Annotated in this window: 33 protein-coding genes; 32 read left to right on the top strand and 1 reads right to left on the bottom strand. The window is 53.2% G+C overall.

All coding sequences use genetic code 11. The features are described 5' to 3' along the window. The first annotated feature begins 200 nt into the window (after window positions 1–200). From R2K26_RS10575 to R2K26_RS10560, 4 genes are read left to right on the top strand one after another with little or no spacing between them, the layout of a single operon-like run. Window positions 201–1,136, top strand: a complete 936-nt coding sequence (locus tag R2K26_RS10575; RefSeq protein ID WP_316520681.1) for an ABC transporter permease — start codon at window positions 201–203, stop codon at window positions 1,134–1,136. A 2-nt stretch (window positions 1,137–1,138) separates the two neighbouring features. After that, the gene (locus R2K26_RS10570; protein ID WP_316520678.1) at window positions 1,139–2,092 is read left to right on the top strand and encodes an ABC transporter permease; all 954 of its coding nucleotides are present in this window, start codon (window positions 1,139–1,141) and stop codon (window positions 2,090–2,092) included. Between the two features lie 6 nt (window positions 2,093–2,098). Beyond that, window positions 2,099–3,112, top strand: coding sequence for an ABC transporter ATP-binding protein (locus tag R2K26_RS10565; RefSeq protein WP_176819652.1), 1,014 nt, complete (start codon window positions 2,099–2,101; stop codon window positions 3,110–3,112). Then, window positions 3,102–4,070, top strand: coding sequence for an ABC transporter ATP-binding protein (locus R2K26_RS10560; protein WP_176819651.1), 969 nt, complete (start codon window positions 3,102–3,104; stop codon window positions 4,068–4,070). Before R2K26_RS10565 ends, R2K26_RS10560 begins: the two co-directional genes overlap by 11 nt. A gap of 148 nt (window positions 4,071–4,218) precedes the next feature. Here R2K26_RS10560 and R2K26_RS10555 read toward each other — a convergent pair whose 3' ends face one another. Then, window positions 4,219–5,016: a zinc dependent phospholipase C family protein gene (locus R2K26_RS10555; RefSeq protein ID WP_176819650.1), complete on the bottom strand. Its 798-nt coding sequence runs from the start codon at window positions 5,014–5,016 to the stop codon at window positions 4,219–4,221. A 202-nt stretch (window positions 5,017–5,218) separates the two neighbouring features. On the opposite strand from R2K26_RS10555, the gene R2K26_RS10550 reads away from it, so the two are divergent. The 28 genes from R2K26_RS10550 to secY all read left to right on the top strand — a co-directional run bounded on the left by R2K26_RS10550 (window position 5,219) and on the right by secY (window position 25,437). Beyond that, complete coding sequence (locus tag R2K26_RS10550; RefSeq protein ID WP_316520668.1) at window positions 5,219–7,981, top strand: glycoside hydrolase family 3 C-terminal domain-containing protein; 2,763 nt, start codon at window positions 5,219–5,221, stop codon at window positions 7,979–7,981. A 235-nt stretch (window positions 7,982–8,216) separates the two neighbouring features. Further along, window positions 8,217–9,431, top strand: a complete 1,215-nt coding sequence (locus R2K26_RS10545; protein WP_316520665.1) for a M28 family peptidase — start codon at window positions 8,217–8,219, stop codon at window positions 9,429–9,431. Further along, window positions 9,428–10,537, top strand: coding sequence for an SGNH/GDSL hydrolase family protein (locus R2K26_RS10540; RefSeq protein WP_316520663.1), 1,110 nt, complete (start codon window positions 9,428–9,430; stop codon window positions 10,535–10,537). The genes R2K26_RS10545 and R2K26_RS10540 overlap by 4 nt, the downstream gene beginning before the upstream one ends. An 820-nt stretch (window positions 10,538–11,357) precedes the next feature. Further along, window positions 11,358–12,758, top strand: coding sequence for a ubiquitin-like domain-containing protein (locus tag R2K26_RS10535; protein ID WP_316520660.1), 1,401 nt, complete (start codon window positions 11,358–11,360; stop codon window positions 12,756–12,758). 169 nt (window positions 12,759–12,927) lie between these two features. Next, on the top strand, window positions 12,928–13,935 hold the full coding sequence (locus R2K26_RS10530; RefSeq protein WP_316520655.1) for a hypothetical protein: 1,008 nt from the start codon (window positions 12,928–12,930) through the stop codon (window positions 13,933–13,935). A gap of 23 nt (window positions 13,936–13,958) precedes the next feature. Next, window positions 13,959–14,453 (top strand): hypothetical protein, encoded by a 495-nt coding sequence (locus tag R2K26_RS10525; protein ID WP_316520652.1) that lies wholly within the window; start codon window positions 13,959–13,961, stop codon window positions 14,451–14,453. 538 nt (window positions 14,454–14,991) lie between these two features. Continuing rightward, complete coding sequence (gene rpsJ / locus R2K26_RS10520; RefSeq protein WP_176819645.1) at window positions 14,992–15,303, top strand: 30S ribosomal protein S10; 312 nt, start codon at window positions 14,992–14,994, stop codon at window positions 15,301–15,303. An 85-nt stretch (window positions 15,304–15,388) separates the two neighbouring features. Next, window positions 15,389–16,021 carry a 50S ribosomal protein L3 gene (gene rplC / locus R2K26_RS10515; RefSeq protein WP_176819644.1) on the top strand — a complete coding sequence of 211 codons (633 nt, stop codon included), beginning with the start codon at window positions 15,389–15,391 and terminating at the stop codon, window positions 16,019–16,021. Between the two features lie 18 nt (window positions 16,022–16,039). Further along, window positions 16,040–16,663, top strand: coding sequence for a 50S ribosomal protein L4 (gene rplD, locus R2K26_RS10510; protein ID WP_176819643.1), 624 nt, complete (start codon window positions 16,040–16,042; stop codon window positions 16,661–16,663). Beyond that, a complete protein-coding gene (gene rplW, locus R2K26_RS10505) occupies window positions 16,663–16,953 on the top strand; it encodes a 50S ribosomal protein L23 (protein WP_176819642.1) in 291 nt (96 codons plus the stop codon). Before rplD ends, rplW begins: the two co-directional genes overlap by 1 nt. An 81-nt stretch (window positions 16,954–17,034) precedes the next feature. Then, on the top strand, window positions 17,035–17,868 hold the full coding sequence (gene rplB / locus R2K26_RS10500; protein ID WP_176819641.1) for a 50S ribosomal protein L2: 834 nt from the start codon (window positions 17,035–17,037) through the stop codon (window positions 17,866–17,868). 25 nt (window positions 17,869–17,893) lie between these two features. Next, entirely contained in the window at window positions 17,894–18,166 is a 273-nt protein-coding gene (gene rpsS / locus R2K26_RS10495) for a 30S ribosomal protein S19 (RefSeq protein ID WP_176819640.1), read from the top strand. Between the two features lie 18 nt (window positions 18,167–18,184). Next, window positions 18,185–18,520 (top strand): 50S ribosomal protein L22, encoded by a 336-nt coding sequence (gene rplV, locus R2K26_RS10490; RefSeq protein WP_176819639.1) that lies wholly within the window; start codon window positions 18,185–18,187, stop codon window positions 18,518–18,520. Between the two features lie 17 nt (window positions 18,521–18,537). After that, a complete protein-coding gene (gene rpsC / locus R2K26_RS10485; protein ID WP_176819638.1) occupies window positions 18,538–19,215 on the top strand; it encodes a 30S ribosomal protein S3 in 678 nt (225 codons plus the stop codon). Further along, window positions 19,215–19,628, top strand: coding sequence for a 50S ribosomal protein L16 (rplP, locus tag R2K26_RS10480; RefSeq protein ID WP_176819637.1), 414 nt, complete (start codon window positions 19,215–19,217; stop codon window positions 19,626–19,628). The genes rpsC and rplP overlap by 1 nt, the downstream gene beginning before the upstream one ends. A 5-nt stretch (window positions 19,629–19,633) precedes the next feature. Next, complete coding sequence (rpmC, locus tag R2K26_RS10475; protein ID WP_176819636.1) at window positions 19,634–19,837, top strand: 50S ribosomal protein L29; 204 nt, start codon at window positions 19,634–19,636, stop codon at window positions 19,835–19,837. 18 nt (window positions 19,838–19,855) lie between these two features. Then, window positions 19,856–20,113 (top strand): 30S ribosomal protein S17, encoded by a 258-nt coding sequence (gene rpsQ, locus R2K26_RS10470; RefSeq protein WP_176819635.1) that lies wholly within the window; start codon window positions 19,856–19,858, stop codon window positions 20,111–20,113. 28 nt (window positions 20,114–20,141) lie between these two features. Continuing rightward, a complete protein-coding gene (gene rplN / locus R2K26_RS10465) occupies window positions 20,142–20,510 on the top strand; it encodes a 50S ribosomal protein L14 (RefSeq protein WP_176819634.1) in 369 nt (122 codons plus the stop codon). 16 nt (window positions 20,511–20,526) lie between these two features. Next, window positions 20,527–20,844, top strand: a complete 318-nt coding sequence (rplX, locus tag R2K26_RS10460; RefSeq protein WP_176819633.1) for a 50S ribosomal protein L24 — start codon at window positions 20,527–20,529, stop codon at window positions 20,842–20,844. A gap of 15 nt (window positions 20,845–20,859) precedes the next feature. Then, on the top strand, window positions 20,860–21,399 hold the full coding sequence (gene rplE, locus R2K26_RS10455) for a 50S ribosomal protein L5 (RefSeq protein ID WP_316520631.1): 540 nt from the start codon (window positions 20,860–20,862) through the stop codon (window positions 21,397–21,399). 12 nt (window positions 21,400–21,411) lie between these two features. Then, window positions 21,412–21,597 carry a type Z 30S ribosomal protein S14 gene (locus R2K26_RS10450; RefSeq protein ID WP_176819631.1) on the top strand — a complete coding sequence of 62 codons (186 nt, stop codon included), beginning with the start codon at window positions 21,412–21,414 and terminating at the stop codon, window positions 21,595–21,597. Window positions 21,598–21,622: 25 nt separating this feature from the next. Further along, window positions 21,623–22,021 (top strand): 30S ribosomal protein S8, encoded by a 399-nt coding sequence (gene rpsH, locus R2K26_RS10445; protein WP_176819630.1) that lies wholly within the window; start codon window positions 21,623–21,625, stop codon window positions 22,019–22,021. A gap of 18 nt (window positions 22,022–22,039) precedes the next feature. After that, window positions 22,040–22,582 (top strand): 50S ribosomal protein L6, encoded by a 543-nt coding sequence (rplF, locus tag R2K26_RS10440; protein WP_316520625.1) that lies wholly within the window; start codon window positions 22,040–22,042, stop codon window positions 22,580–22,582. Window positions 22,583–22,603: 21 nt separating this feature from the next. Further along, on the top strand, window positions 22,604–22,963 hold the full coding sequence (gene rplR / locus R2K26_RS10435; protein WP_176819628.1) for a 50S ribosomal protein L18: 360 nt from the start codon (window positions 22,604–22,606) through the stop codon (window positions 22,961–22,963). 23 nt (window positions 22,964–22,986) lie between these two features. Next, on the top strand, window positions 22,987–23,481 hold the full coding sequence (gene rpsE / locus R2K26_RS10430; RefSeq protein WP_308449515.1) for a 30S ribosomal protein S5: 495 nt from the start codon (window positions 22,987–22,989) through the stop codon (window positions 23,479–23,481). Between the two features lie 13 nt (window positions 23,482–23,494). After that, window positions 23,495–23,674: a 50S ribosomal protein L30 gene (gene rpmD / locus R2K26_RS10425; RefSeq protein ID WP_176819626.1), complete on the top strand. Its 180-nt coding sequence runs from the start codon at window positions 23,495–23,497 to the stop codon at window positions 23,672–23,674. Window positions 23,675–23,688: 14 nt separating this feature from the next. Continuing rightward, window positions 23,689–24,129, top strand: a complete 441-nt coding sequence (gene rplO / locus R2K26_RS10420) for a 50S ribosomal protein L15 (protein WP_176819625.1) — start codon at window positions 23,689–23,691, stop codon at window positions 24,127–24,129. Further along, a complete protein-coding gene (secY, locus tag R2K26_RS10415) occupies window positions 24,130–25,437 on the top strand; it encodes a preprotein translocase subunit SecY (protein WP_176819624.1) in 1,308 nt (435 codons plus the stop codon). It begins immediately after the preceding gene. Window positions 25,438–25,453: the final 16 nt, after the last annotated feature.

Genomic DNA, 25,453 nt, shown 5'->3' with positions numbered 1-25,453 from the left:
CTAAGTTCACAAAATTGATGTGCCAAAGGCGGCAGAATAATTTCCGAGCTTTTGCGCACATTTTTTGTTATATTGTCATATTGTCGTTTATCGGACAAGGCCGCGGACGCTTTGGCGGCATCGTTCCCAAAAACGTCGGCGGCTTTGTCCGCATAACCTTTAATCATTCTATTAAACTATCAAAGAGAGGTGGATTGCACATGACTAAGTACATCTTAAAGCGCGTGGGCTATTCCATTGTTACCCTGTTCCTGTTGGTCGCGATCACATTCTTCATGATGCAGTTTCTTCCGGGCGACCCGTTCACCGGTGAAAAGCAGCTTCCCGCGGCACAGATGGAAGCGCTTTATGCGAAATACGGTCTGGATAAGCCCGTATGGCAGCAGTTCTTCATTTATATCGGTAATGTTGTGCAGGGCGACCTTGGCGTTTCCCTTACCTATAACCGTGCGGTCACATTGATGATCACCGAAGCATTTGCCGTTTCGTTTGATGTCGGTATCCGTTCCATTTGCTTTGCCTTCATCGGCGGCGTACTGCTCGGCACACTCGCAGCCATCAAGCGCGGCAAGGCAGCCGACACAGTTGCCATGATTATTGCACTGCTCGGTGTTTCCGTTCCGTCGTTCGTTGTGGCCTCTATTTTGCAGTATTTCCTCGGCCTCAAGATGTATCAGGCAACGGGCATGCGCCTTTTCGCCGTTACCGGCTGGGAAGGCTTCAACAGCCACATTCTCCCGGTTATCGCACTCGGCTTCGGTTCTCTCGCAACAATCTCCCGTCTGATGCGTACCAGCATGCTGGATGTTCTCGGTCAGGATTACATCAAGACCGCTAAGGCAAAGGGCCTTTCCCAGAGCGGCATCATCTTTAAGCATGCAATGCGCAACGCCATCATGCCGGTCGTCACGGTTCTCGGCCCGATCACGGCAGGCATCCTCACCGGCGGCTTCGTTGTAGAAAGCGTTTTCGGTATCCCGGGTCTCGGCAGGTATTTTGTGCAGAGCATTCAGGGTTGCGATTACACCATGATCTGCGGCACCACGGTTTTCTACGGCGCGTTCCTTATTATTGCGAACCTCGTAGTCGATATTGCGTATGGTCTCATTGATCCGCGCGTGAAATTGGAGGGCTGAGTATGACACAGATAGATAAAAGCCGTTTTGAGTGGATCGGTTCCGATTCCGCTCGCCGCGAGGGCATTTCCCGCCCGAGCACGACCTTCTGGAAAGACGCCATCGGCAGACTGATGAAAAACAAAGTTGCCGTTGTGTGTTTCTTTATCATCGTGCTTCTCATCCTTTCCTGCATCGTCGTGCCGTTCTTCTCTCCGTTTGAGAGCCGCGAACAGCACCTTGGCGAAGTCAACAAGGGCTTCATGACAGTTTGTACAGATTCCCGCTATGAGGGACAGCACCATGTACACTATTTCGGCACCGATAACCTCGGCCGTGACCTTTTCCTGCGCGCCTTTGAAGGCGGCCGCGTCTCTCTGATGATCGCGTTCGCAGCCGTGTTCGTCAACCTCATCGTCGGCCTGATCTACGGCGGTATTTCCGGTTATATCGGCGGCGCGGTTGATACCATCATGATGCGTATCGTGGAAATCGTCAACGGTATTCCGTACCTCATCGTCGTTATCCTTTTGATGATGGTGCTCCCGAAGGGCATCTTCACCATGGTCGTCGCCTACGGCATCACCGGCTGGACCGGCATGGCACGTCTTGTGCGTGGTCAGGTGCTCCAGCTCAAGAGCCAGGAATATATCGTGGCGGCAGAAGCCATGGGCGCAAAGAGCTCCAGAATCATTGCAAAGCACCTCATTCCGAATGCGCTTTCCGTTATCATCATCAACGTCACCCTCGCAATTCCGAGCGCGATTTTCACCGAGGCATTCCTTTCCTACATCGGTCTCGGTGTTCCGGTTCCGCAGCCGTCTTGGGGCGTTCTGGCAAAGGGCGGTCAAGATGTGTTCATGACGTATCCGTACCAGCTTGTTGTGCCGGCAGTTGCCATCAGCCTTACAATGCTTTCCTTCAACCTGTTGGGCGACGGCCTGCGCGATGCATTTGACCCGCGCTTGAGGAGGTAATTCAACATGAATAAAGTATTAGATGTGCAGAACCTGCACGTTTCCTTCGATACCTACGCCGGTGAGGTCAAGGCTGTCCGCGGCGTCACATTCTCGCTGAGCGAGGGCGAAGTGCTCGCCATCGTCGGTGAGTCCGGCTGCGGCAAGAGCGTCACGGCGCAGACCATCATGAAGCTGAACCCCATGCCGCCCGCAAGAATTAAAGAGGGCAGCGTGCAGCTCGGCGAGCACGACATCGTAGCCGCGAACGAAAAAGAAATGCAGAAGATTCGCGGCAAGGAAGTTTCCATGATCTTCCAGGACCCGATGACCTGCCTGAACCCGACAAAGCCTGTCGGCAAGCAGATTGTCGAGGCCATTCAGCACCACCGTCATCTTTCCAAGGCAGAGGCGAAGGCGGAAGCCATTAAATACCTCTCCCTTGTTAACATTCCGAACCCGGAAGAGCGTGCAAAGCAGTATCCGCACGAATTCTCCGGCGGCATGCGTCAGCGTGCCATGATTGCAATGGCACTTTCCTGCAACCCGAAGCTCCTCATTGCCGATGAGCCGACCACCGCACTGGACGTGACCATTCAGGCGCAGATTATGGATCTGCTCGCCGAGATCAAAGAGAAGACCAGCACCGCGATTATCCTCATCACGCACGACCTCGGCGTCGTGGCGTCCATGGCAGACCGCGTGGCGGTCATGTATGCAGGTAAGGTTGTAGAGACCGGCACCTGCGAGGATATTTTCTACCGCAATGCGCACCCGTACACGCAGGCATTGTTAAAGAGCCTGCCGTCCGTGGATATGAACAAGACCCAGCGCCTTGTTTCCATCCCCGGCACACCGCCGGATTTGCTGAACCCGCCGAAGGGCTGCGGTTTCGGTGCCCGCTGCACACACTGCATGAAGATTTGTCATGAGGAGCAGCCGCCGGTATTCAAGGTGGGCGAGGGTCATGAGGCAGCATGCTGGCTGCTCCATCCCGATTGCCCGAGCGCAGCAGAAAGGGGTGAGCCGGATGAGCAGTAATGAAAAACTGATCGTTCTGGACGACGTATGCAAGCACTTTAAGGTTTCCGGCGGTATGCTGAAGGCCGTCGACCACATTTCTCTCGATATTTATAAGGGCGAAACGCTCGGCCTTGTCGGCGAGTCCGGCTGCGGCAAGTCCACGCTCGGCCGCGTGGCCATGGGCATTTATCCCGCAACGTCCGGCAAGCTCTACTATGCCGGCGAAGAGCTGAATCTGAAAAACGCCGCAACGCGTTTCAAGTATGCGAAAAAAGCGCAGATCATTTTCCAGGATCCGTACGCTTCTCTGGATCCGCGTATGACCGTTTCCTCCATCATTGAAGAGGGTATGGTCATCCACGGCATGTACGACGCAAAGCGCCGTCAGGAGCGCGTATACGAGCTCCTCGAACTGGTCGGTCTGAACAAAGAGCACGCCAACCGCTTCCCGCATGAGTTCTCCGGCGGTCAGCGCCAGCGTATCGGCATTGCCCGTGCGCTTGCTATCGAGCCGGAATTCATCGTGTGTGATGAGCCGATCTCAGCACTGGACGTTTCCATCCAGTCCCAGATCATCAATCTGCTGCACGACCTGCAGCAGCAGCTCGGACTGACGTTCCTCTTCATTGCGCATGACCTTAACATCGTCAAGTACATCAGCGACCGTATTGCCGTTATGTACCTCGGCAATGTCGTTGAGCTCGCTTCTTCCGACGATCTGTATGCGCACACGCTGCATCCGTACTCCAAGGCTCTGCTTTCCGCAGTGCCGATTCCGGACCCGAGTGCAGAAGCGCAGAAGCACCGCCAGATTCTTTCCGGCGACGTGCCGAGCCCGATCAACACGCCGAAGGGCTGCAACTTTGCCGGCCGTTGCCCGGTCGCCTGCGACAAGTGCAGAGAGTCGAAGCCGCAGCTGCGTGAAATTCGTCCGGGTCATTTCTGCGCCTGCCATCTGGTAGAGCCGGAAATCTGATTGGATCTGTAAGTGAAAATCAAAGCTCCCGTTCACAGGCTTTCGTGAACGGGAGCTTTTGCTATAGGGTAAAACCCGGGAAATAAAATGCCCGCTGTGCAGAACGTTTTGGTTTCTGCATGGCGGGCATTTTGGTAAAAATTTGAAATCAGCCGTCAAATGTGCGGTCAAGCTCCGGGCAGGAGACTTTTTCGTTTTGGAGCAGCTTTTGCGCAGCCGGGAAAAGTGTTTTCGCAAGCTCCAGTGCTTTGCCGTACAGTTCGATAAGGTGCTCCGTGCACAGCTTGCAGCTCGGCACGTCCTGCGTGGTCATCATCATATCGGCAATGGCGTCGTGGTGGAACGTGATGTAAAGCCCGGTGTCAATGGCGCGGCGCAGCGCCTTGTTCGGCGTGAACAGCACACGGCCGTAGAATACCATGGAGGAGATGCTCTTTTCGGTCAGCGCCACAGTAGCTTCCGGCGTGTAGAAGGGCGTGATCACGGCGGCGTTGCGCGTGTTCACTTCAAAATGACCGCACGGGTCAAAGTGCTGTGGGTCTTTACCGTCTTTGAGTAACAAAGCGCGGTCGAAAGCGGTCTCCGTCGCCGCGTGCGTGACGTTGAATTCTTTCATCGCCGTGTGGATGTACGGGTGGCAGATAGAATCCAGCGTAAAGTGGCACAAAAGCCCGTAGAAATACGCGCGGGCAGCATCTTTGTCATGCGCAGACGCAATGACCTTCTGTGCGCGCTGTAAAAAGTAGCGCCCGGAGCGCTTGTGTGCCGCATAGCCGATGCGGTTCACCTTGTTCGGCAGAACGGGTCGATAGAAAAAGTAGATGTCCGGTCCGTGTAAGCCAATGTCAAAAAGCCCGCGGTGCGCGGTGCAAATGCTGCGGATGTCCTCCGGCAGCTGTTTTAAAACATCGCAGCCAAAGCGATAATGGGTATAAAAAGCAGGCATAACGGTAACTCCTTCCGTAAAGGGTTTCTATTTATATGTATCATAACCGTTTTTAAAGCGTTTTACAACGAAAATTTTCGTTCACGTGATTTTTTTGCAGAAACTTAACTGCGCGGCTTGATAAAATCCACAAAATCGTTTATCATTATAACAAAGAGAATACACCGTAAACGACATAGATCATGCAGAAAGGAAAAATAAAATGAGCAATCCGTATAAGATCGATTGGAACGAGTATGCCGCGCTGGCGCGTCAGGCTGTGGCGGAAGGCTGCGTGCTGCTGAAAAATGACGACAAGGCGCTGCCAATCCGAAAGGGTGAGCGCGTTTCCGTGTTCGGCAGAATTCAGTTCGACTATTATAAGAGCGGCACAGGCTCCGGCGGCGCAGTCAATACCCGCTACGTCACGAACATTCTGGACGCTTTAAAAGAAAACAAAGACATTTCCGTCAACGAGGAGCTGGAGCAGACCTACCGTGACTGGCTGAAGGACCATCCGTTTGAAAAGGGTATGGGCTGGGCACAGGAGCCGTGGTGCCAGGAGGAAATGCCCGTCACGAAAGAGCTCGCCGAGCAGGCTGCTGCAAAGTCCGATATCGCCGTTGTCATCATCGGCCGCACCGCAGGTGAAGATAAGGACAACAGTGCCGCAGAGGGCAGCTATCTCTTGACGGCCGCCGAGCATCAGATGTTAAAAGAGGTTTGCGGCGCGTTCAAGCGTGTTGCGGTTCTGCTGAACGTCGGCAATATCATCGATATGAAGTGGGTGAAAGAATACGATCCCGCCGCTGTGCTGTACGTCTGGCAGGGCGGCCAGGAGGGCGGCGCAGGCGCTGCAGATGTTCTCACAGGCACTGTCACGCCGTGCGGCAAGCTGAGCGACACCATCGCGCTTGACATCAGCGATTATCCGTCTACAGAGGGCTTCGGTGATCCCACACGGGTTATTTATAAAGAAGACATCTACGTCGGCTACCGCTACTTTGAGACGTTCGCAAAAGACTGTGTGCTGTATCCGTTCGGCTACGGTCTCAGCTACACGACCTTCACCCGCACGGTTGAAAGCTTCAATTTCGACGGCGAGACCGTTACAGAGAAAGTCACTGTGAAAAACACCGGCGACGTGCAGGGCAAAGAGGTCGTCACCGTCTTCGTTGAAGCACCGCAGGGCAAGCTCGGCAAGGCCGCAAGAAGCCTCGCCGCATTCGCAAAGACCGAAACCCTGCAGCCGGGCGAAAGCGAAACGCTTACGCTCACGTTCCCAATCGCAAATCTTGCGTCCTACGACGACAGCGGCGTTACGGGACACAGATTCTGCTATGTGCTTGAAAGCGGCGCGTATAACGTCTACACGGGCGGCTGCGTGCGCTGCGCAAAGCTCTCCGGCAGCTTTGAAGTGAAAGAAGATACCGTCACTCGCACATGCGTGCAGGCGTGCGCGCCGGTCACGAAGTTTGACCGCATGGTGAATCACAATAACACGATCGCATTCGAGCCCGCACCGCAGCGCGAATACGATATGGCGGCCCGCAGCGCGGCGGCATTAAAGCCTGCAAAGTCGTATACGGGCGACAAGGGCATCAAGCTCGGCGATGTATTCGACGGCAAAGCGGAGCTGGAAGACTTTGTAGCGCAGCTTTCCGACGAAGACCTCATCTGCCTTATGCGCGGCGAGGGCATGAACTCTCCGAAGGTCACGGCGGGCACCGCAGGCGCGTTCGGCGGCGTCACGGAAAACCTCGTCAACTTCGGCATTCCCACAGCCTGCTGTGCAGACGGCCCCTCCGGCATTCGTATGGACTGCGGCACCGTCGCGTTCAGCCTGCCGAACGGCACCTTGCTTGCCTGCACCTTTAACGAAAAGCTGAATGAAGAACTTTTCGCCATGCAAGGCAAGGAGCAGCGCAAAAACCACGTCGACACACTTCTCGGCCCGGGTCTCAATATCCACCGCAGCCCCTTAAACGGCAGAAACTTTGAGTATTTCTCGGAGGACCCGCTGCTCACCGGCAAGCTCGCCGCCGCACAGCTGCGCGGTATGCGCCGCTTCGGCGTCACCGGCACCATCAAGCACTTTGCCTGCAACAACCAGGAGTTTAAGAGAACCGAGATCGATTCCGCCCTTTCCGAGCGCGCACTGCGTGAAATTTACCTGCGCGCGTTTGAAACGGCCGTAAAAGAGGGCGGCGCATACTCTGTCATGTCCACCTACGGTGGTCTGAACGGCATTTGGACGGCCAGCAACTTCGACCTGCTCACGACCATCTTGCGCGACGAGTGGGGCTTCACAGGTACCGTTATGACCGACTGGTGGGCAAAGGGCAACGATCGCGAGGGCGAAGAAGCCACCCGCGAGAACGTCGCCGCACAGGTGCGCGCGCAGAATGACCTCAACATGGTTAACGCGGACGCCGCCTCGAACAGCCAACACGATAATTTGGACGACGCCCTTGCAGACGGCAGACTGACGCGTGACGCGCTCGTGCGCTCTGCGATGAATATCTGCCGCACCGTGATGAACTCGCCTGTGATGGAGCGCAGCCTCGGCCGCATGAGCGATGAGGAGCGCGAAGCCGCAGAAGCGGAGAAGACGAGCGAAGATTACGTCGATTTCAACGGCGAGTATCAGTTCATCGATGACGAAGCCCCGCTCGACATTTCCGCAGTCAATACGGAAAAAGGCGCTTCCACCGTTCTCGGCATCCGCTATAAGAAAAACGGCCTCTATAAGTTCGTTATGCGCGTAAAAGCAAACGCCAATGAAGTGGCGCAGATTCCGATGTCTATCTTCATCGACGGTAACCTGCGCGGCATGGTCATGATCAACGGCACGAACGGCGAGGTCGTTACCGCAGAGCAGGACATCGGCGTGCTGTTCGGCGGCACGAATTATCTCAAGCTCTACTTCGGCCAGACCGGTATGGAGATCGAAGAGATTAAATTCGTCTGCACACAAGCATTTTAAGTGAATTCATATGCAAAATTGCAGGATTATTCTCTAAAAGCGGGGAATGACCCTATTTTTTGCATTTTTAAAGCCGTACACTTTCATTTTAGCGCAAAATTGCTTGCAATTTATTTTGTATACTATATAATAGGAATAAATACCGTATAAAATCAAAGAGAAAGGCAGTTGTTTACATTGAAAATATGATGAAAACCGTGCGTTCGCACTGCTCGATAAAATCGGCTTTACGCGCGTGGCCGGTTCCTCGGAAGAATTAAAAGCCGCGAAGCTTCTGAAAGCGGAGTGTGAAAGCTTCGGTCTGTCCGCTGTGATTGAGCCGTTTGAGATCGAATCCGCCGAGGTGGAAGCGACATTCGAGATTCTGGAGCCGTACCGCAAGAGCTATACCGTGCGCGGCTACCAGTGTGCGGAAAGCACCGCCGCAGACGGTTTTACGGCAGATTTTGTCTACGTGGAAAATGCGCTCCCGGTTGACCTGTTGAACGTCAAGGGCAAGATTGTGCTCGTCAACGGCTTCCTGCGCGTGCCGCTGTACCGCAGCCTGATGGAAGCGGGCGCCGCAGCTGTCGTCACCATGGACGGCGATATCCACGATGATCTTGAGAATACCGACCTTCATCAACGCAAGCTGCGCAGTGCGCTGCGTGCGTTCGGCAATGCACCGGCGGTACAGCTGCGCACTGTGGACGCTATGGAGATCGTCAACAAGGGTGCATCCCGCGCAAAGGTTACTGTACAGAACAAGAACATTACACTCACGTCGCACAATGTGATTGCGGAGATCAAAGGCACCGAGCACCCGGAACAGATTATCTCCTTCGGCGCACATTATGACTCCGTTGAATTTTCCAAAGGCGTATACGATAACGGCGCAGGCTCCGTCATCAACATGGAAGCGGCGCGTTGGTTCGCGCAGCACCCGCCGAAGCGTACCGTAAAGTTCTGCTGGTACGGCAGCGAGGAGATTGGACTCGAGGGCAGTAAGGCATTCGTGCGCGACCACAAGGATGAGCTGAAAGATCACGTCTTCATGATTAACGTTGACGTCGGTGCGCCGATCCTCGGTTATAACACGGCGGCTGTCACAGGCGAGGAATCCCTCGTACACTACACCGATTACATGCTCAAAATCAACGGCCTCTCCGCTGTGACGCGCCAGAGCATCTATTCTTCCGATTCCATCCCGTTTGCGGATAACGGCATCCCGGCAATCAACTTCTCCCGTGACGGTGCAAAAGGTGCGGCGTATATCCACAACCGTTTTGATACCATGGAGTTCCTTTCCGCAGAGGCACTCGGCAAAACGCTGGAGATTGTGCTCACGTATGCCGATACGCTGATCAATGCGGCGGTGTTCCCGGTGGAAAAGAAGATTCCGGACAACATCAAGGAAGACATTGACAAGTATCTTTATAAGAAGGAGCTTGCCGAGGCGGAGGCAAAATGAGCGAAGTCAAGCGATATACCTTACCCGAAGTTCCGCACCTTGTGCACGGGCGCACAAACGGCTCGTTAACGCCGCTCACGCTGTTCTGGACGGCGGCGGGCTTAGAGCTTAATGTGCGCGGCAGCGAGCTGTGGGTGGAATTTACGGCGGATTGGGACATCCACGAGCCGTGGTACAGCTTTATGGTGAATGGCGAGTTCTTCTCCCGCCGCATGGCGCAAAAGGGCACGGAGCGCGTGTGCGTGTTCCGCGGCATGGACCCCGAAAAGGTCAAGAACGTGCGCATCTTTAAAGATACGCAGGCCATGAACGCCGACCCGGAGAGTGTTTTGCAGATTAACGCCGTCGAAACAGACGGCAAATTCCTGCCCGTGCCGGAGCGCAATTTAAAGATCGAATTCATCGGCGACAGTATCACGAGCGGCGAGGGCGACATCGGCGCGAAAGCGGAAACAGACTGGATTTCCATGTTCTTCAGCGCGGAGAATAACTACGCTGTCATGGTGTCCCGTGCTTTAAACGCCGATATCCGTGTTTCGTCGCAGAGTGGCTGGGGCGTGTGCTGCGGCTGGAACAACGACCCAAACAGCGCTATTCCGCCCATCTACGGGCAGCTTTGCGGCCTTTTGAGCGGCGAAAAAAACATTGCCCTCGGCGCGAAAGAGCCGTATGATTTCACAAAATGGCAGCCGAATTACGTCTTCATCAACCTCGGTACAAACGACTGCGGCGCGTTTTCACAGCCTGCCTGGACAGATGAAACAACCGGCGAGACGTTTCAGAACCGCCGCACGGAAGACGGTAAGCTGAACCCCGAAGACGAAGCGCGTTTTGCGCACGGCGCGACCGCGTTTTTAAAGCAATTGCGTGGGTATTACCCCAACGCCCGTCTTGTGTGGATCTACGGTATGCTCGGCTTGGAGCTTGTCCCGGCGCTGCAAAAGGCCATAGACGATTACAAAGCGGAAACGGGCGACGCGAACGCGGAATTTCTGTCGCTGACGGATGACCTCAAAAATCGCGGCTGCCGTGACCACCCCGGTGTGGGCGCACACCGCACCGGGGCAAACGAGCTTATCGCTTATATAAAGAAACAGAACGCATGAGATAAAGCATCACGGTCGGCCCCAAAAAGCTGCCCGTGATGTTCTATTATATATAAGAAGCAAATCAAAAAACGTTCGCGGCACGGAAACAAAACTCTATGTAAAACACGGGTTATGTAAACTTAACGTGCGTATTCTATACATCGGTTGACGATAATTTTTTCTGCGGACACGGTGAGACGCATTTCGACACAAAATCGGCCCGATTGAAACGGACATCCCGCTTCCAAAAGCCGCAAATGCGATTTTTTCGGAGAGCTGCCCAAAATACAGCACGCTTTTTATGAAATATACCTGCCTTTTGACCGCGGTTTTTTGAAAATTTCTGCTGTAAAGGAAAAGTGCCGCACAGCACATGAAATGTATCAAATTCGGAACAATATACGATATAAAACGGGAAAATGCAGAAAGTTCGCGAAATTCATCGAAATGAATATGCAAGAATATACAATATTAAAGTATAAGAAAATTTGTTCGATACTTTCATCTTTGCAAAATTTTTGCAAATTGCACAGAGCGCCGCAAAAAAGTTCCGTAAAAAAGGCAAATAGTCGCTTTCAAAAATATCAAATGAGTTGTTATGTAAATTAAAACACCATGCGTAACTCAGCATATTGCACAAAAATAACCTTTTGAAAAACTTGACAGACCATCATTTTCACATTATACTCTCAAATGACTTTTGGAAAGGGCATTTTGTACCCGTATTTCAAAGGTCAGAAAAGGTAGTGGACGCAAAGCAAGAGGGCGGGGTGGCCGCCGAAGCTTTGCCAAATCGAAGCGCAAAACGCTTCACAGTTTTTTGAAAGGAGCAAGAGCTATGCGGCATGTTAGAAAACAGCAAAAGAGCCTGATGCCGAAGATCCTTCTGATCGTCGTTTTGGTTGCAGCGCTCAGCATCTCTTCCGTTGTTACGGTTATGGCAAATACCGCCGATATCACCGTATATGACGGCTCCGAAACATACAGATTCAGTATGATCGGTCAGAACCCGCAGGATATTCTTTCCCGCGCACAGACCGAGGGCATGGCGCCCGTTTCGGACATCGATACCTACGACTTCTCCCCGGAGAACGGTACGCTCACCGTGCAGCGCTTTGTGCGCGTTTCCGTCAAGGAGGATAACGCCTCCCAGATGATTTTAGCCCCGAAAGGCAAAACGCTTTCCGACGTGTTTGCGGAAAACGAGATTACGCTCGGCGCAAGAGATACGGCAGATGCCGATCTCACCGCCGCGCTTACGGCAGACATCGCCGTGCAGATCACCCGTGCAAAGCGTGTGTTTGTTTCGGCAGACGGCAAGCGCCGCATGGAAGACCTCAACGAGGGTACCGTAGAAGACGCGCTGAAAGCCGCCGGCATCACGCTCGGCGAAAATGACACCGTCACACCGGCCATGGATACCGCACTTACAAATGGTATGCGCATCCGCGTGCAGCGTTACCTTGACCTCACCGTTACGGCAGACGGCAAAACGACCGAGAAGAGCGTTGCCGCCGAGAATTACAGTGATGCCGTAGAAGCCATGGGCATTACGCTCGGCGAGAACGACCGCATTCTGGTCGCGACCGCAGAGGGTGAAAAGCAGGTGAAGGCAGAGGATAACGTATCGAGCGGCGATGTAATCCGCGTTGTGCGCATCCGCACCGAAGAGGTTACCGAGAACGAAGCTGTCGCGTACAGCACGGTATACGAAGACACCGAAGAGCTCTATGAGGGCGAAACGGAGACAAAGACCGAGGGTGTGGAAGGCGAAGCTAAAGTTACCTATACGGTCACGTATGCGGACGGCAAGGAAGAAAACCGCGTCGTCAAGACGAAAGAAGTTTTAAAGGAAGCGAAGAGCGCGGTCGTGCTGCGCGGTACAAAAGAGAAGCAGAACGTTTTCACGGATGCTTCCGGCGCACCGTCCTCCTTTGAGTATAGCCTTACGGGCTCCTGCACTGCATACTATGCACCGGCAGGCGCCGTCACATCCATCGGCGCTACACCGCAGGTCGGTTATGTCGCCGTAGACCCAAACCGCATCCCGTACGGTTCGCTGCTGTACATCACCGCGGTGGACGGCTCGTGGACATACGGCTACTGCTACGCCATGGACACCGGCGGAGCGGCTATGTGCGGCGACATCGTGGCAGATCTCTACTATGATACACTGGAAGACTGCACCGCATTCGGCAGACGCGATATGATCGTCTACGTTGTGCGCGCAGGCTGGTAAATAAAGTTAACCCCCCTTGATAACAAGAGACATGTTATCAAGGGGGTTTTAGATAATATTTCAAAAATATTAATAAACTGTTGACAATAATAGAATGGTATGATAATGTGGAATAAACAGAGAGCAGAATAATCTGGATTTCTGAATTTATTATCAAGGAGATGTTGTTATGTTCAAGAAGACCGTTAGCGCGTTATTGGCATTTGTGATGTTTACAGTAGCAAATGTCAGTACTGTACAGGGTGCCGAGGTATCTCGAGAGAGTGCAGAAGAAATTCTTTCAAGATACCATCAGGAAATTGCTGAAGTGGAACAAGGACAAATTAGTGTGGTTGCCGCTCACGGTTCAAACAATCTTGAATCTAACGGCAATCGAATTAGAGAAATCCAAGAAAATACAGTCGCAGAGCTAAAAGCGTCAGGGTATGATGCGTATAATGTGAATCCAGAAACATTTGAAGCGATGCAGGAGGTACTGCAAACAAACTTTGAGGACATAGGGTTGGATGCGTCTTGTTCCTATATTGTTATTGTAGATGGAAACGATGCAAATAATGCTAATGGTGAAGTTACGCCGTACGGTGCAGGATCATCTTTCAACTATACCTCGGGTGGTACGACGTACAAGATGCGATACTTTACTATTACAGCTGCCGATGATTCTGGATATGGAAAGGCATCTACGGTGAATTTATTACGCTCAGCATCTAAAGAGCTTATTCAACGTTGTCTGGATATGGCGATCATTGCCTATATTTCTGCTTTTTCAAAAACGCTTGGGACAGTTGCTTCGCTTTCTGGTCTAAGTGTCTCAAATTTCGGCACATCGCAGTCGTCTACGATGGATTTATATGGTGGTACAAACTGGACAAGAGTATATACACAAGTGTGGAGCGATTATGACGAAGCGTGGGAATCGTGCTCGAGTGTGGAATATGCAAAAGCAACCTCACACATTTCGGGGCAGTATTATTCTGCGAGTGCAAATAGTTATGTAGGAATACCGTATAAGCCTGTAAGTACTACTTTATACTCTAGCAAATATTCTGATTATGAATGGAGAAAAAGCCAAGCGGTAAATGGATATATGCACTCGGTCATTAATTATGATACAACAGGTCCGGTGCGGTATAGATATGGATCGGAAGTGAAGATTACCCATACATTAAACCGATAGTTTCTTATGATAGGGGTATTACTGTGAAGAAACTAAACCGGAAAATTATCGGGCGGGTCTGCGTGGGCATCGTGCTGCTCGCGCTTGTACTCTGGCTTGTGCCGCTGCCCCTGCTGTTCCATATTTCCCTCTCCGGCGTGCGGGTGGAGGGCAGTACGGCGGCGGAGCCCGCCGCGCTGGAGGCCAAGGGCTGGCGGCTGTGCCGGTTCCTGCGTAGGACGGAGCTGCGGGCGTCGTTTACGGTGGAGACGGCGCAGGGAACGAAAATCTACGAGCCGGTGGATTGCCTGTGGGAGCTGACGTTTCCGGATGGGCCGATCCGCCATGCGGACGGCGGCTGGTATGATCCCGCGTCAAACGCAATTGAGACGCTGCGCTTTGTGTACGGCGCCGACGGCACGACCGCCTTTTTCGAGGTCATGGACGATGGGCAGGATAAGCGGTTCGTGTTCTCTGCAGACGGGCGTGAGCCGACGGAAACGATGGATTTCCTGCGCGTAGAGCCTGTAGACGCATAGAAAGTGTGCGAGAAAAAGAAAGACGGGGCGGCCGGGCCGTCCCGTTTTTTGCTTCGTCGGTTGTATGCCGCGCGGGTGAAAGCACAAGATACGGCGCAAATTGAAAAAACGGAAAAACCCGCAGAAAATCTGAAAAATTTTTCGAAAAAGGGGTTGCAATTTCATACTTTGCCTGTTATAATAATACTTGCGTGACTGCGACAGATATGCGATGAAGCGGGAGGTTGCGGCTGAGACATGCCGGTTTTTCCGTGGAGTATGTCCGATTTCAAACCGGGCGACACAATTTGATACGCTGAGCGGCTCCTACGGGAGTGGCGCGCGGAACCATGCGTTGATTTCTAAGGCGCACAGGCCGGACAAAAAAGGCAGATCAATGGTTTTTTATGAGGGTTTTGTGATTTTACACCGACCCAAAAGCATCCCGGATTTCACAAAAGTGAATATCCGGTTTTTATATGGCTTCTTGGTGAAACACCCGGGCCAGTGTTCATAAAAACCCCGCCCGCCAACTAAAATTTAACAGGAGGCGATTTAAGTGGCAGTCAAAGAAAAGATCAGGATTAGAATTAAGGGTTACGATCATCAGGTTGTCGATCAGGCAGCTGAAAAGATCGTGCAGACCGCAAAGCGCACGGGCGCAAGAGTTTCCGGCCCGGTACCGCTGCCGACAGAGAAGCAGATCGTCACGATTCTGCGCGCTGTTCATAAGTACAAGGACAGCCGTGAGCAGTTCGAGATGAGAACCCATAAGAGACTTATCGACATCCTGAGACCCAGCAACAAAACCGTTGAGGCGTTGATGGGCTTAGAGCTCCCCGCCGGTGTTGAGATCGAAATCAAGCTCTGATTTCGTTCGGAAGATAACCGCTCAACCTACAGGCAGGAGGGTCATGTCGGAGAGATCCGACCAATAACCTAAAGGAGGATACAAAATGCAGAAAGCAATCATCGGCAAGAAGATCGGCATGACGCAGATCTTCGACGAAAAGGGCAGAGTCGTGCCCGTAACAGTTGTTGAAGCCGGTCCGTGTGTTGTCACACAGAAGAAGACTGTTGAAAACGACGGCTACGATGCAGTTCAGGTTGGCTTCGGCGATCAGAAGCCGCAGCGCGTGAGCAAGCCGCTCACCGGCCACTTCAAGAAGGGCGATGTTGCCCCGAAGAAGACCCTGAAGGAATTCAGATTCAGCGATTGCGGCGCTTACAACGTAGGCGACCTCATCAAGGCTGACGTGTTCGCAAACGGCGACAAGGTCGACGTAACGGGCACCAGCAAAGGTAAGGGTTACGCCGGCGTCATCAAGCGCTGGAACTTCCAGAGACTTAAAGAGACCCACGGTTCCGGCCCGGTTGCACGCCACGGCGGTTCCAACGGTGCTTGCTCCAGCCCGTCCAGAGTTTGGAAGGGCCTGAAGATGGCTGGTCACCTCGGCGCAGAGAAGGTCACAGTCCAGAACCTCGCTGTTGTCAAGGTAGACGCAGAAAACAATCTCATCGCAGTTAAGGGCGCTATTCCGGGCCCGAACGGCGGCACCGTTGTTCTGCGCGACAGCGTGAAAGCGTAAGGGAAGGAGGAATAAAGAATGCCTACAGTAGCAGTTTTGAACATGGCAGGCAAAGAGGTCGAAAAGATCGAGCTTGCAGAAGGCGTTTTCGGTATTGAGCCGAACGTTTCCGTCATGAATGATATGGTCAAGGCGTATCTCGCAAACCAGAGACAGGGCACACAGTCCGCCCTCACCCGTTCCGAAGTTTCCGGCGGCGGCAGAAAGCCGTGGAGACAGAAGGGCACAGGCCGTGCAAGACAGGGCTCCACCAGAGCTCCGCAGTGGACACACGGCGGCATCGTGTTCGCACCGAAGCCGAGAGATTACACCGTCACCCTCAACAAGAAGGTGAAGCGTCTCGCTATGAAGTCCGCACTCTCCAGCAAGGTTCAGGATAACGAAATGATCGTTGTCGATTCCATCGCAACCGAGGGTTACAAGACGAAGAAGATTGCTGAGATGCTCAAGGCGCTCGGCAGCGAGAAGAAGGCGCTCATCGTTCTCTCCGAGGTCGATGCACAGGTCATCGCTTCCGCAGCGAACATCCCGGGCGTTAAGACCGCACAGGTCAACACGCTGAACGTATATGACATCCTCAACGCGGACAAGTTCATCGTTGTAAAGGATGCCGTCTCCAAAATTGAGGAGGTGTACGCATAATGAAAGCGCAGGACATCGTCATTCGCCCCATCATCACGGAGAAATCCATGACCGGCGTTGCGAATAAGAAGTACACATTTGAAGTCTGCCAGGATGCAAACAAGATTGAAATCGCTAAGGCGGTTGAAGAGCTGTTCGGCGTCAAGGTTCAGAAGGTCAACACCCTGAACGTTCGCGGCAAGTTCCGCCGCCAGGGCAGATATGAAGGCTACACCAGAGCTTGGAAAAAGGCTGTTGTAACCCTTACCGAGGGCAGCAAGTCCATCGAGTTCTTCGAGTCCATGGTTTAATTCGGCTCGAGTAATTCGAACCCCAAGGGCATGAATGGGAATTTGCCCGATCCCGCAAAGCCAAACAAGGAGTGAAACACAATGGCAATCATTAACTATAAGCCGACTACGAATGCTCGCCGCAACATGTCCACCACGGACTTCAGCGCATTGAGCAAGACGGGTCCGGAGAAGAGCCTGCTGGCTCCGAAGAATAAAGCTGCCGGCCGCAACAGCTACGGCAGAATCACCGTTCGCCACAGAGGCGGCGGCAACCGCAAGAAGTACCGTGTGATCGACTTCAAGCGCCAGAAGAACGACATGGCTGCTACGGTCCTCACCCTCGAGTACGACCCGAACCGTTCCGCTTTCATCGCACTCGTGCAGTACGAAGACGGCGAGAAGAGATACATCATCGCACCGAACGGCCTGAAGGTCGGCGATCAGGTGTTCTCCGGTAAGGATGCAGATATTAAGCCCGGCAACGCACTGCCGCTCGCAAATATCCCCACCGGTACCTTTGTCCACAACGTTGAGCTTTATCCCGGCAAGGGCGCACAGCTTGCCCGTGCAGCCGGCATAATGGCTCAGCTGATGGCTAAGGAAAACGGCATGGCTCTGCTGAGACTCCCGTCCGGCGAGCTGAGAAATGTTCCGGATGCCTGCATGGCAACCGTCGGCCAGGTTTCCAATATCGACCACGAGAACGTGAAGATCGGTAAGGCCGGCCGTAAGAGAAACATGGGTTGGAGACCGACCGTCAGAGGTTCCGTCATGAACCCGAATGACCACCCGCACGGCGGCGGTGAGGGCAAGAGCCCTGTTGGTCGCCCGGGCCCGGTTACACCGTGGGGCAAGCCGGCTCTTGGTTATAAGACTCGTTCCAAGAAGAAGGCAAGCAACAAGTTCATCGTTAAGCGCAGAAACGGTAAGTAAGGCACGGAAAGGAGCTTAAAAGAACATGAGCAGAAGCTTAAAAAAGGGTCCTTTTTGTCAGCCCGCACTGCTTAAAAGGATTCAGGCAATGAATGAGAACGGCGAAAAGAAGATCGTCAAGACATGGAGCCGCGCTTCCATGATCTTCCCGGATTTCGTCGGTCACACAATCGCCGTCCATGACGGCCGCAAGCACGTTCCGGTTTACGTGACAGAAGATATGGTCGGTCACAAGCTCGGCGAGTTCGCCCCGACCCGCACCTTCAAGGGTCACGCCGGTTCCAAGACCAGCCGCTAAGAGAAAGGAGAGTATAAGATGGAAGCAAAAGCAGTTCTGAAGTATACCCGAATTTCTCCCCGCAAGGTTGAGATCGTTCTGGACCTCATCAGAAACAAGCCCGTTGACCTCGCAATGGCAATCCTGAAGCACACCCCGAAGGCGGCGTGCGAAGATCTCGAGAAGCTCCTCAAGAGCGCGATCGCAAACGCAGAGAACAACTTCAACATGGACAGAAATAACCTCTATGTTTCCGAGTGCTACGTTTGCCCGGGTCCGATGCTCAAGAGAATCCGCCCGAGAGCTCAGGGAAGAGCTTACAGAATTTTGAAGAGAACCTCTCATGTCACACTCGTTGTGAAAGAGAAGGAATAAGCGAGGAGGTCACATAAATGGGTCAGAAAGTTAATCCCCACGGCTTACGCGTGGGCGTCATCAAAGACTGGGATTCCCGCTGGTTCGCAAAGAAAGCTGATTTCGGCGATACGCTCGTTGAGGACTACAACCTCCGCAAAACGCTGAAGAAGCAGCTCTACCTCGCAGGTGTTCCGAAGATTGAAATTGAGCGCGATGCCTCCAAGGTTCGCATTCACATTCACTGCGCAAAGCCCGGCATGGTCATCGGTAAGGGCGGCGCAGAAATCGAGAAGCTCCGCGCACAGTGCGAGAAGCAGCTCGGCAAGCCGGTCGTTATCAACATTGTTGAAGTTAAGCGCCCGGACCTCGACGCACAGCTCGTAGCAGAGAACGTTGCGCAGCAGCTCGAAAAGAGAATCGCGTTCAGACGTGCGATGAAGCAGTGCATCGGCCGCTCCATGAAGCTCGGCGCAAAGGGTATCAAGATCATGTGCTCCGGCCGTTTGAACGGTGCGGAAATCGCAAGAAGCGAGCAGTATCATGACGGTACCATTCCGCTGCAGACCATCCGTGCGGACATCGATTACGGCTTTGCAGAAGCAGCTACCACCTACGGCCGCATCGGCGTTAAGGTTTGGCTGTACAAGGGCGAAGTGCTCAACGAGAGCAACAACACCCGCAGAAACAATAAGAGAGAAGGAGGACGTGCGTAATGTTACTGCCTAAGAGAGTTAAATACCGCAGAGTGCACAGAGGTCGCCTGACCGGTAAGGCATATCGCGGCAATAAGGTGACATACGGCGACTTCGGCCTTCAGGCTCTTGAGCCCGCATGGATCACCTCCAACCAGATCGAAGCAGCCCGTGTTGCTATGACGCGTTACTGCAAGCGTTTCGGTAAAGTTTGGATCAAAATTTTCCCGGACAAGCCGATCACACAGAAGCCGGCTGAAACCCGAATGGGTTCCGGTAAAGGTTCCCCGGAGTACTGGGTAGCCGTCGTTAAGCCCGGCAGAGTTATGTTCGAGCTCGGCGGTGTTTCGGAAGAGACTGCACGTGAGGCACTTCGCCTTGCAAGCAACAAGCTTCCGATTAAGTGCAAGTTTGTAGCAAAAGAGGAGGGCTAAGAGTAATGAAAGCTTCTGAAATCAGACAGCTCACAGCAGAAGAGCTGAACACAAAACTGAATGACCTCAAGGCTGAGCTCTTTAACCTCAGATTCCAGCTCGCTATTAACCAGCTCGAAAACCCGATGCGCATCTCGGCGGTTAAGAAGGACATCGCTCGTGTTAAGACAGTTATCCGTGCGAATGAGCTTAGCAAAGAGAACGCATAAGGGAAGGGAGGATTAGACGTGAGCGAAAGAAACATGAGAAAGACAACTGTCGGCAAGGTCGTCAGCAATAAGATGGATAAGACAATCGTTGTTGCTGTTGAGGACAGTTACAGACATCCGCTTTACAACAAGATCATCAAGCGTACCGTTAAGAGAAAAGCCCATGACGAAGAGAACGTCTGCGGCATCGGCGACAGAGTGCGTATTATGGAAACTCGTCCCCTCTCTAAGGATAAGAGATGGCGCCTGGTTGAGATTATCGAGAAAGCCAAATAATCGGCTTTAGCAGAAGGAGGAATTTACTGTGATTCAGCAGCAGACTTACCTCAAGGTGGCCGACAACACAGGAGCGAAGGAGCTTATGTGCATCCGCGTTCTCGGTGGTACAGGCCGGAGGTATGCAAATATCGGCGACGTCGTGGTAGCATCTGTTAAAAAAGCAGCACCCGGCGGAGTTGTTAAGAAGGGCGACGTAGTTAAGGCGGTTATCGTAAGATCCGCATCCGGCGTTCGCCGCGAAGACGGCACCTACATTCGTTTCGACGAAAACGCAGCCGTCATCATCCGTGATGATAAAAACCCCAGAGGCACACGTATCTTCGGGCCGGTCGCTCGCGAACTGCGCGACAAGGAATACATGAAGATTCTGTCCCTCGCCCCGGAAGTTCTTTAATTGGAGGTGTCCTGAAATGAGTAAAGTTCATGTTAAAACCGGTGACACCGTCGTTATCCTCAGCGGTAAAGACCGCGGCAAGAAGGGCAAGATCATGGCTGTTTCCCCGAAAGAGGGCAAGGTCATCGTAGAGAATGCCAACATTGTCTCTAAGCACGTAAAGCCCCGCAAGATGGGCGAGGCCGGCGGCATCATCAAGGCAGAGTCCGCGATCTACGCCTGCAAGGTCCAGGTTGTTTGCCCCCGCTGCGGCAAGCCGACCCGTGTCACCCACAAAGTGCTTGAGGATGGCACAAAAGAGCGCATTTGCAAAAAATGCGGCGAGTCGCTTTAATCTGGAGGGAATAAAATGGCAAGACTGAATGATTTTTACAAAGCAGAGGTCGCACCCGCTCTCATGACGAAGTTCGGCTACAAGAGCGTTATGCAGATCCCGAAGCTCGATAAAATTGTGATCAATGTCGGCGCCGGCGAGGCAAAAGACAACGCGAAGGTCATCGATTCCATTTCCGGCGACCTCGCGAAGATCACCGGCCAGAAGCCCATCGTTTGCAGAGCTAAGAAGTCCGTTGCAAACTTCAAGCTCCGTGAAGGCATGCCGATCGGCGTTAAGGTAACGCTGCGCGGCGAGAAGATGTGGGAGTTCATGGACCGCCTGTTCAACGTAGCGCTTCCGCGCGTGCGTGACTTCCGCGGCATCAACCCCAACTCCTTCGACGGCAGAGGCAATTACAGCATGGGTATCAAAGAGCAGCTCATCTTCCCTGAGATCGAGTACGATAAGATCGACAAGGTCCGCGGCATGGATGTGTGCTTCGTTACGACGGCAAATACCGATGAAGAGGGCCGCGAGCTCCTGAAGCTCATGGGCGCTCCGTTTGAAAAGTAAGGAGGGAATACTGTGGCCAAGACTTCAATGAAACTCAAGCAGCAGAGAGAGCAGAAGTTCTCTACGCGCGAATATAACAGATGCAAGATCTGTGGCAGGCCGCATGCCTACCTTCGCAAGTTCGGCATCTGCCGTATCTGCTTCCGTGAGCTGGCTTATAAGGGCCAGATCCCGGGTGTTAAGAAAGCAAGCTGGTAAAAGCTTTATAGGAGGTTAATAAATCATGCAGATTACAGATACAATCGCTGACCTGCTTACCCGTATCCGCAACGCTCAGTCTGCGAAGCATGACACTGTTGACATCCCTGCTTCTAACATGAAGAAGGCTATTTGCCAGATTCTTGTTGACGAAGGTTATGTCAAGAGCTTTACGGTTACCGAGGACGGCAAACAGGGCGTCATCACCGTAACACTGAAGTATGTTGAAGGCGGCGTGCCGGCAATCAAGGGCCTCAAGAGAGTCTCCAAGCCGGGTCTCCGCATCTATTCCAACGCAGCAGAGCTGCCGAAGGTCATGAAGGGCCTCGGCACCGCCGTCATCTCCACCTCTAAGGGCGTTATGACCGACCGCGAGGCAAGAAAGATGAACATCGGCGGCGAAGTTCTCGCGTTCATTTGGTAATCAGGGAGGTGCAATAACATGTCCAGAATTGGAAGAAAACCGATAAATATTCCCGCAGGCGTCGAGGTTAAGGTAGACGGTAGCTGCGTAACGGTCAAGGGCCCGAAGGGCACGCTGACTCAGAAGTTCCAGCCGAGCATGAACATCGCTGTGGAGGGCGCTGAGATTGTTGTTACACGTCCGAACGACGACAAAGAGAACCGTTCTCTGCACGGCCTCACCCGTACCCTTATCCACAACATGATCGTGGGTGTAACGGAAGGCTTTAAGAAAGAGCTCGAAGTCAACGGTGTTGGCTACCGTGTTCAGAAGCAGGGCACAAACCTGGTTATGAACCTCGGTTTCTCGCATCAGGTCATCGTTCCGGAAACGAACGAGATCAAGATCGACGTTCCGGCTCCGAACAAGATCATCATCAATGGTATCGACAAGCAGAAGGTCGGCCAGTTCGCAGCGGAAGTCCGCGAGAAGAGACCGCCGGAGCCGTACAAGGGCAAGGGCATCAAGTACATTGATGAGGTTGTTCGCCGCAAGGAAGGCAAGACCGGTAAGGGTAAATAATAGGTTAGGAGTGAGATAAAAATGGTTAGTAAGGCAGATAAGAACGTAGCCAGACTGCGCCGCCACAAGAGAGTTCGCGGCAAGATCAGCGGCACACCGGAAAGACCGCGCCTCGATGTTTTCCGCTCCAATATGCATATTTACGCTCAGATCATCGATGATGTGAACGGTGTTACACTGTGCGCAGCATCCTCGGTTGAGAAGGCGTTTACCGGCAACGGCGGAAACAAAGAAGCAGCACACGCAGTAGGCAAGCTGATCGCAGAAAGAGCAGCAGAAAAGGGTATCACCGATGTGGTCTTCGACCGCGGCGGCTATATCTTCCACGGCCGCGTCAAAGAGCTGGCCGACGGCGCCCGCGAGGGCGGCCTCAACTTCTAAGAAGGAGGAATATTGTTTTGGCTATGAAAATTGACGCATCCACACTCGATCTGAAGGAGCGCGTAGTTGCTATCAACCGCGTTTCCAAGACCGTTAAAGGCGGCCGTATCTTTAAGTTTGCCGCTCTTGTTGTTGTCGGTGACGGCAACGGCATCGTAGGCTTTGGCATCGGCAAGTCCGGCGAAGTTCCGGACGCGATCCGCAAGGGCATTGAAGACGCTAAGAAGAACCTGCAGAAGGTTGCTCTGCGCGGCTCCACCATCCCGCACGAGATCGTCGGCGAATTCGGCGCAGGCCGTGTTCTCTTAAAGCCGGCAGCACCCGGTACCGGCGTTATCGCGGGCGGCCCGGTTCGTGCCGTTGTTGAAAGCGTTGGCATCAAGGACATCCGTACAAAGGCACTGCGTTCCAACAACCCGTGCAACGTTGTACGCGCAACCCTCGCCGGTCTCTCCGAGCTGAGAACCGCAGAAGAGGTTGCAGCTGTTCGCGGCAAGTCCGTAAGTGAAATTCTGTAAGGAGGTTTGCAATATGGCAGACGTAAAGATTACGTTGAAAAAGAGCCTCATCGGCTGCAAAAAGCCCCAGATTGCAACCGCCGAGGCGCTCGGCCTGCATAAGGTCGGCGATACAACCACTCAGCCCGATAATGCACAAACAGAGGGCAAAATCAAGAAGATCATTCATTTGGTCGAGGTTATCAAAGGCTAAGGAGGTGTGTTTGAATGAAGCTCAATGAACTCAGAGCTACCCCGGGCGCAATGCAGGACGCAAAGCGCATCGGCAGAGGTCATGGCTCCGGCAACGGTAAAACAGCCGGTAAGGGCCACAAAGGTCAGAAGGCAAGAGCGGGCCACGGTTTCCGCCCCGGTTTTGAAGGCGGTCAGATGCCGCTGCAGAGAAGAATCCCGAAGAGAGGTTTCAACAATATCTTCGCTAAGGAGATCGTTGCGATCAACCTGAACGCCCTCAACGCCTTTGAAGACGGCGCAGTCGTCGATCAGGCAGCACTCGTTGAAGCAGGTATCATCAAGTCTGCATGCGACGGTGTTAAGGTTCTTTCCAATGGCGCGCTGACCAAAAAGGTTACCGTTAAGGCTAACGCTTTCTCCGAAGCAGCCAAGGCGAAAATTGAGGCTGCAGGTGGGAAGGCCGAGGTGATCTAAGTGTTTAATACACTCAAAAACGCTTGGAGGATCCCGGATCTCCGTAAGAAACTCCTGTATACGCTTTTGATCATCATTGCTTTCCGTTTCGGCTCTGTTGTGCCGGTACCGTTCCTGAACGTTTCCGCGCTCAACACGCTGATGGCAAGCGCCAATGAAACTGCACTGGGTTATATCAATATGTTAACGGGCGGCGCGTTCGCAAATGCAACGCTGTTTGCAATGGGTATCACCCCGTACATCAACTCTTCCATCATCATTCAGCTCCTCACGGTGGCAATTCCCGCCTTGGAGCGCATGGCGAAGGAAGGCGAAGAAGGCAGAAAGAAAATTGCTGCCATTACGAGATACACCACGGTGGGTCTCGGCCTCATTCAGGGTACCGCTTATTATTTCTACCTGAGAAACAATAAAATTACCCTGTACAATGAAGGTTTCTCCGCAGTATTTACTGCGATCATTATTGTTCTCACGTTCACCGCCGGCACGGCGCTGATCATGTGGATGGGTGAGCAGATCAACCAGAAGGGCGTAGGCAACGGCATCTCCATCATCTTGTTTGCCGGTATCGTCGCACGTCTTCCGGTTACGATGGGTCAGATCTGGAGCTACTTCTCGGCTGCAATGCAGTCTCCGGAGAGCTACGGCAAGTACTTTGTCTTTGCACCGCTGTTCATCATCCTTTTCCTCGCGGTTATTTGGGTCATCGTTTTCATGAACGATTCCGAGCGCCGCATTCCGGTGCAGTATGCTAAGAAGGTCGTTGGCAGAAAGGTTTACGGCGGTCAGAGCACGTTCCTGCCGATCAAAGTGACCATGAGCGGCGTTATGCCGGTCATCTTCGCGTCTGCGATCCTCTCCATTCCGAGCACCATTCGCCTCTTTGTCGGCGAACCGACCGGCTTCTGGAAGGGCTTCTTCAATGCCTTCTCCTCCACCGGTTGGCTGTACAGTGTTCTGTACCTGCTGCTCATCGTTGTGTTTGCTTACTTCTACATGACGATCCAGTACAACCCGATTGAAATGGCGAACAACCTCCGCACCAATAACGGTACGATCCCCGGCATCCGTCCGGGCCGTCCGACGGCGGAGTTCATCAGCAAGATCCTTTCCAAGATAACGCTCATCGGCGCGATCTTCCTCGCGTTCGTTGCGATCCTGCCGATCCTTTACAGCAACCTCACCGGCATGTATGGCCTTTCCATGGGCGGCACGTCCGTCATCATCATGGTCGGCGTTGCGCTGGAGACTGTAAAGCAGATCGAATCTCAGATGATGATGCGCCACTACAAGGGCTTCCTTGATTAAGCCCCCGGGCGCATAA

The sequence above is a fragment of the Neglectibacter sp. CSJ-5 genome (assembly GCF_032490475.1).
Taxonomy (GTDB): domain Bacteria; phylum Bacillota; class Clostridia; order Oscillospirales; family Acutalibacteraceae; genus Hominenteromicrobium; species Hominenteromicrobium mulieris.
This window is presented reverse-complemented; position numbering and strand designations above follow the sequence as displayed.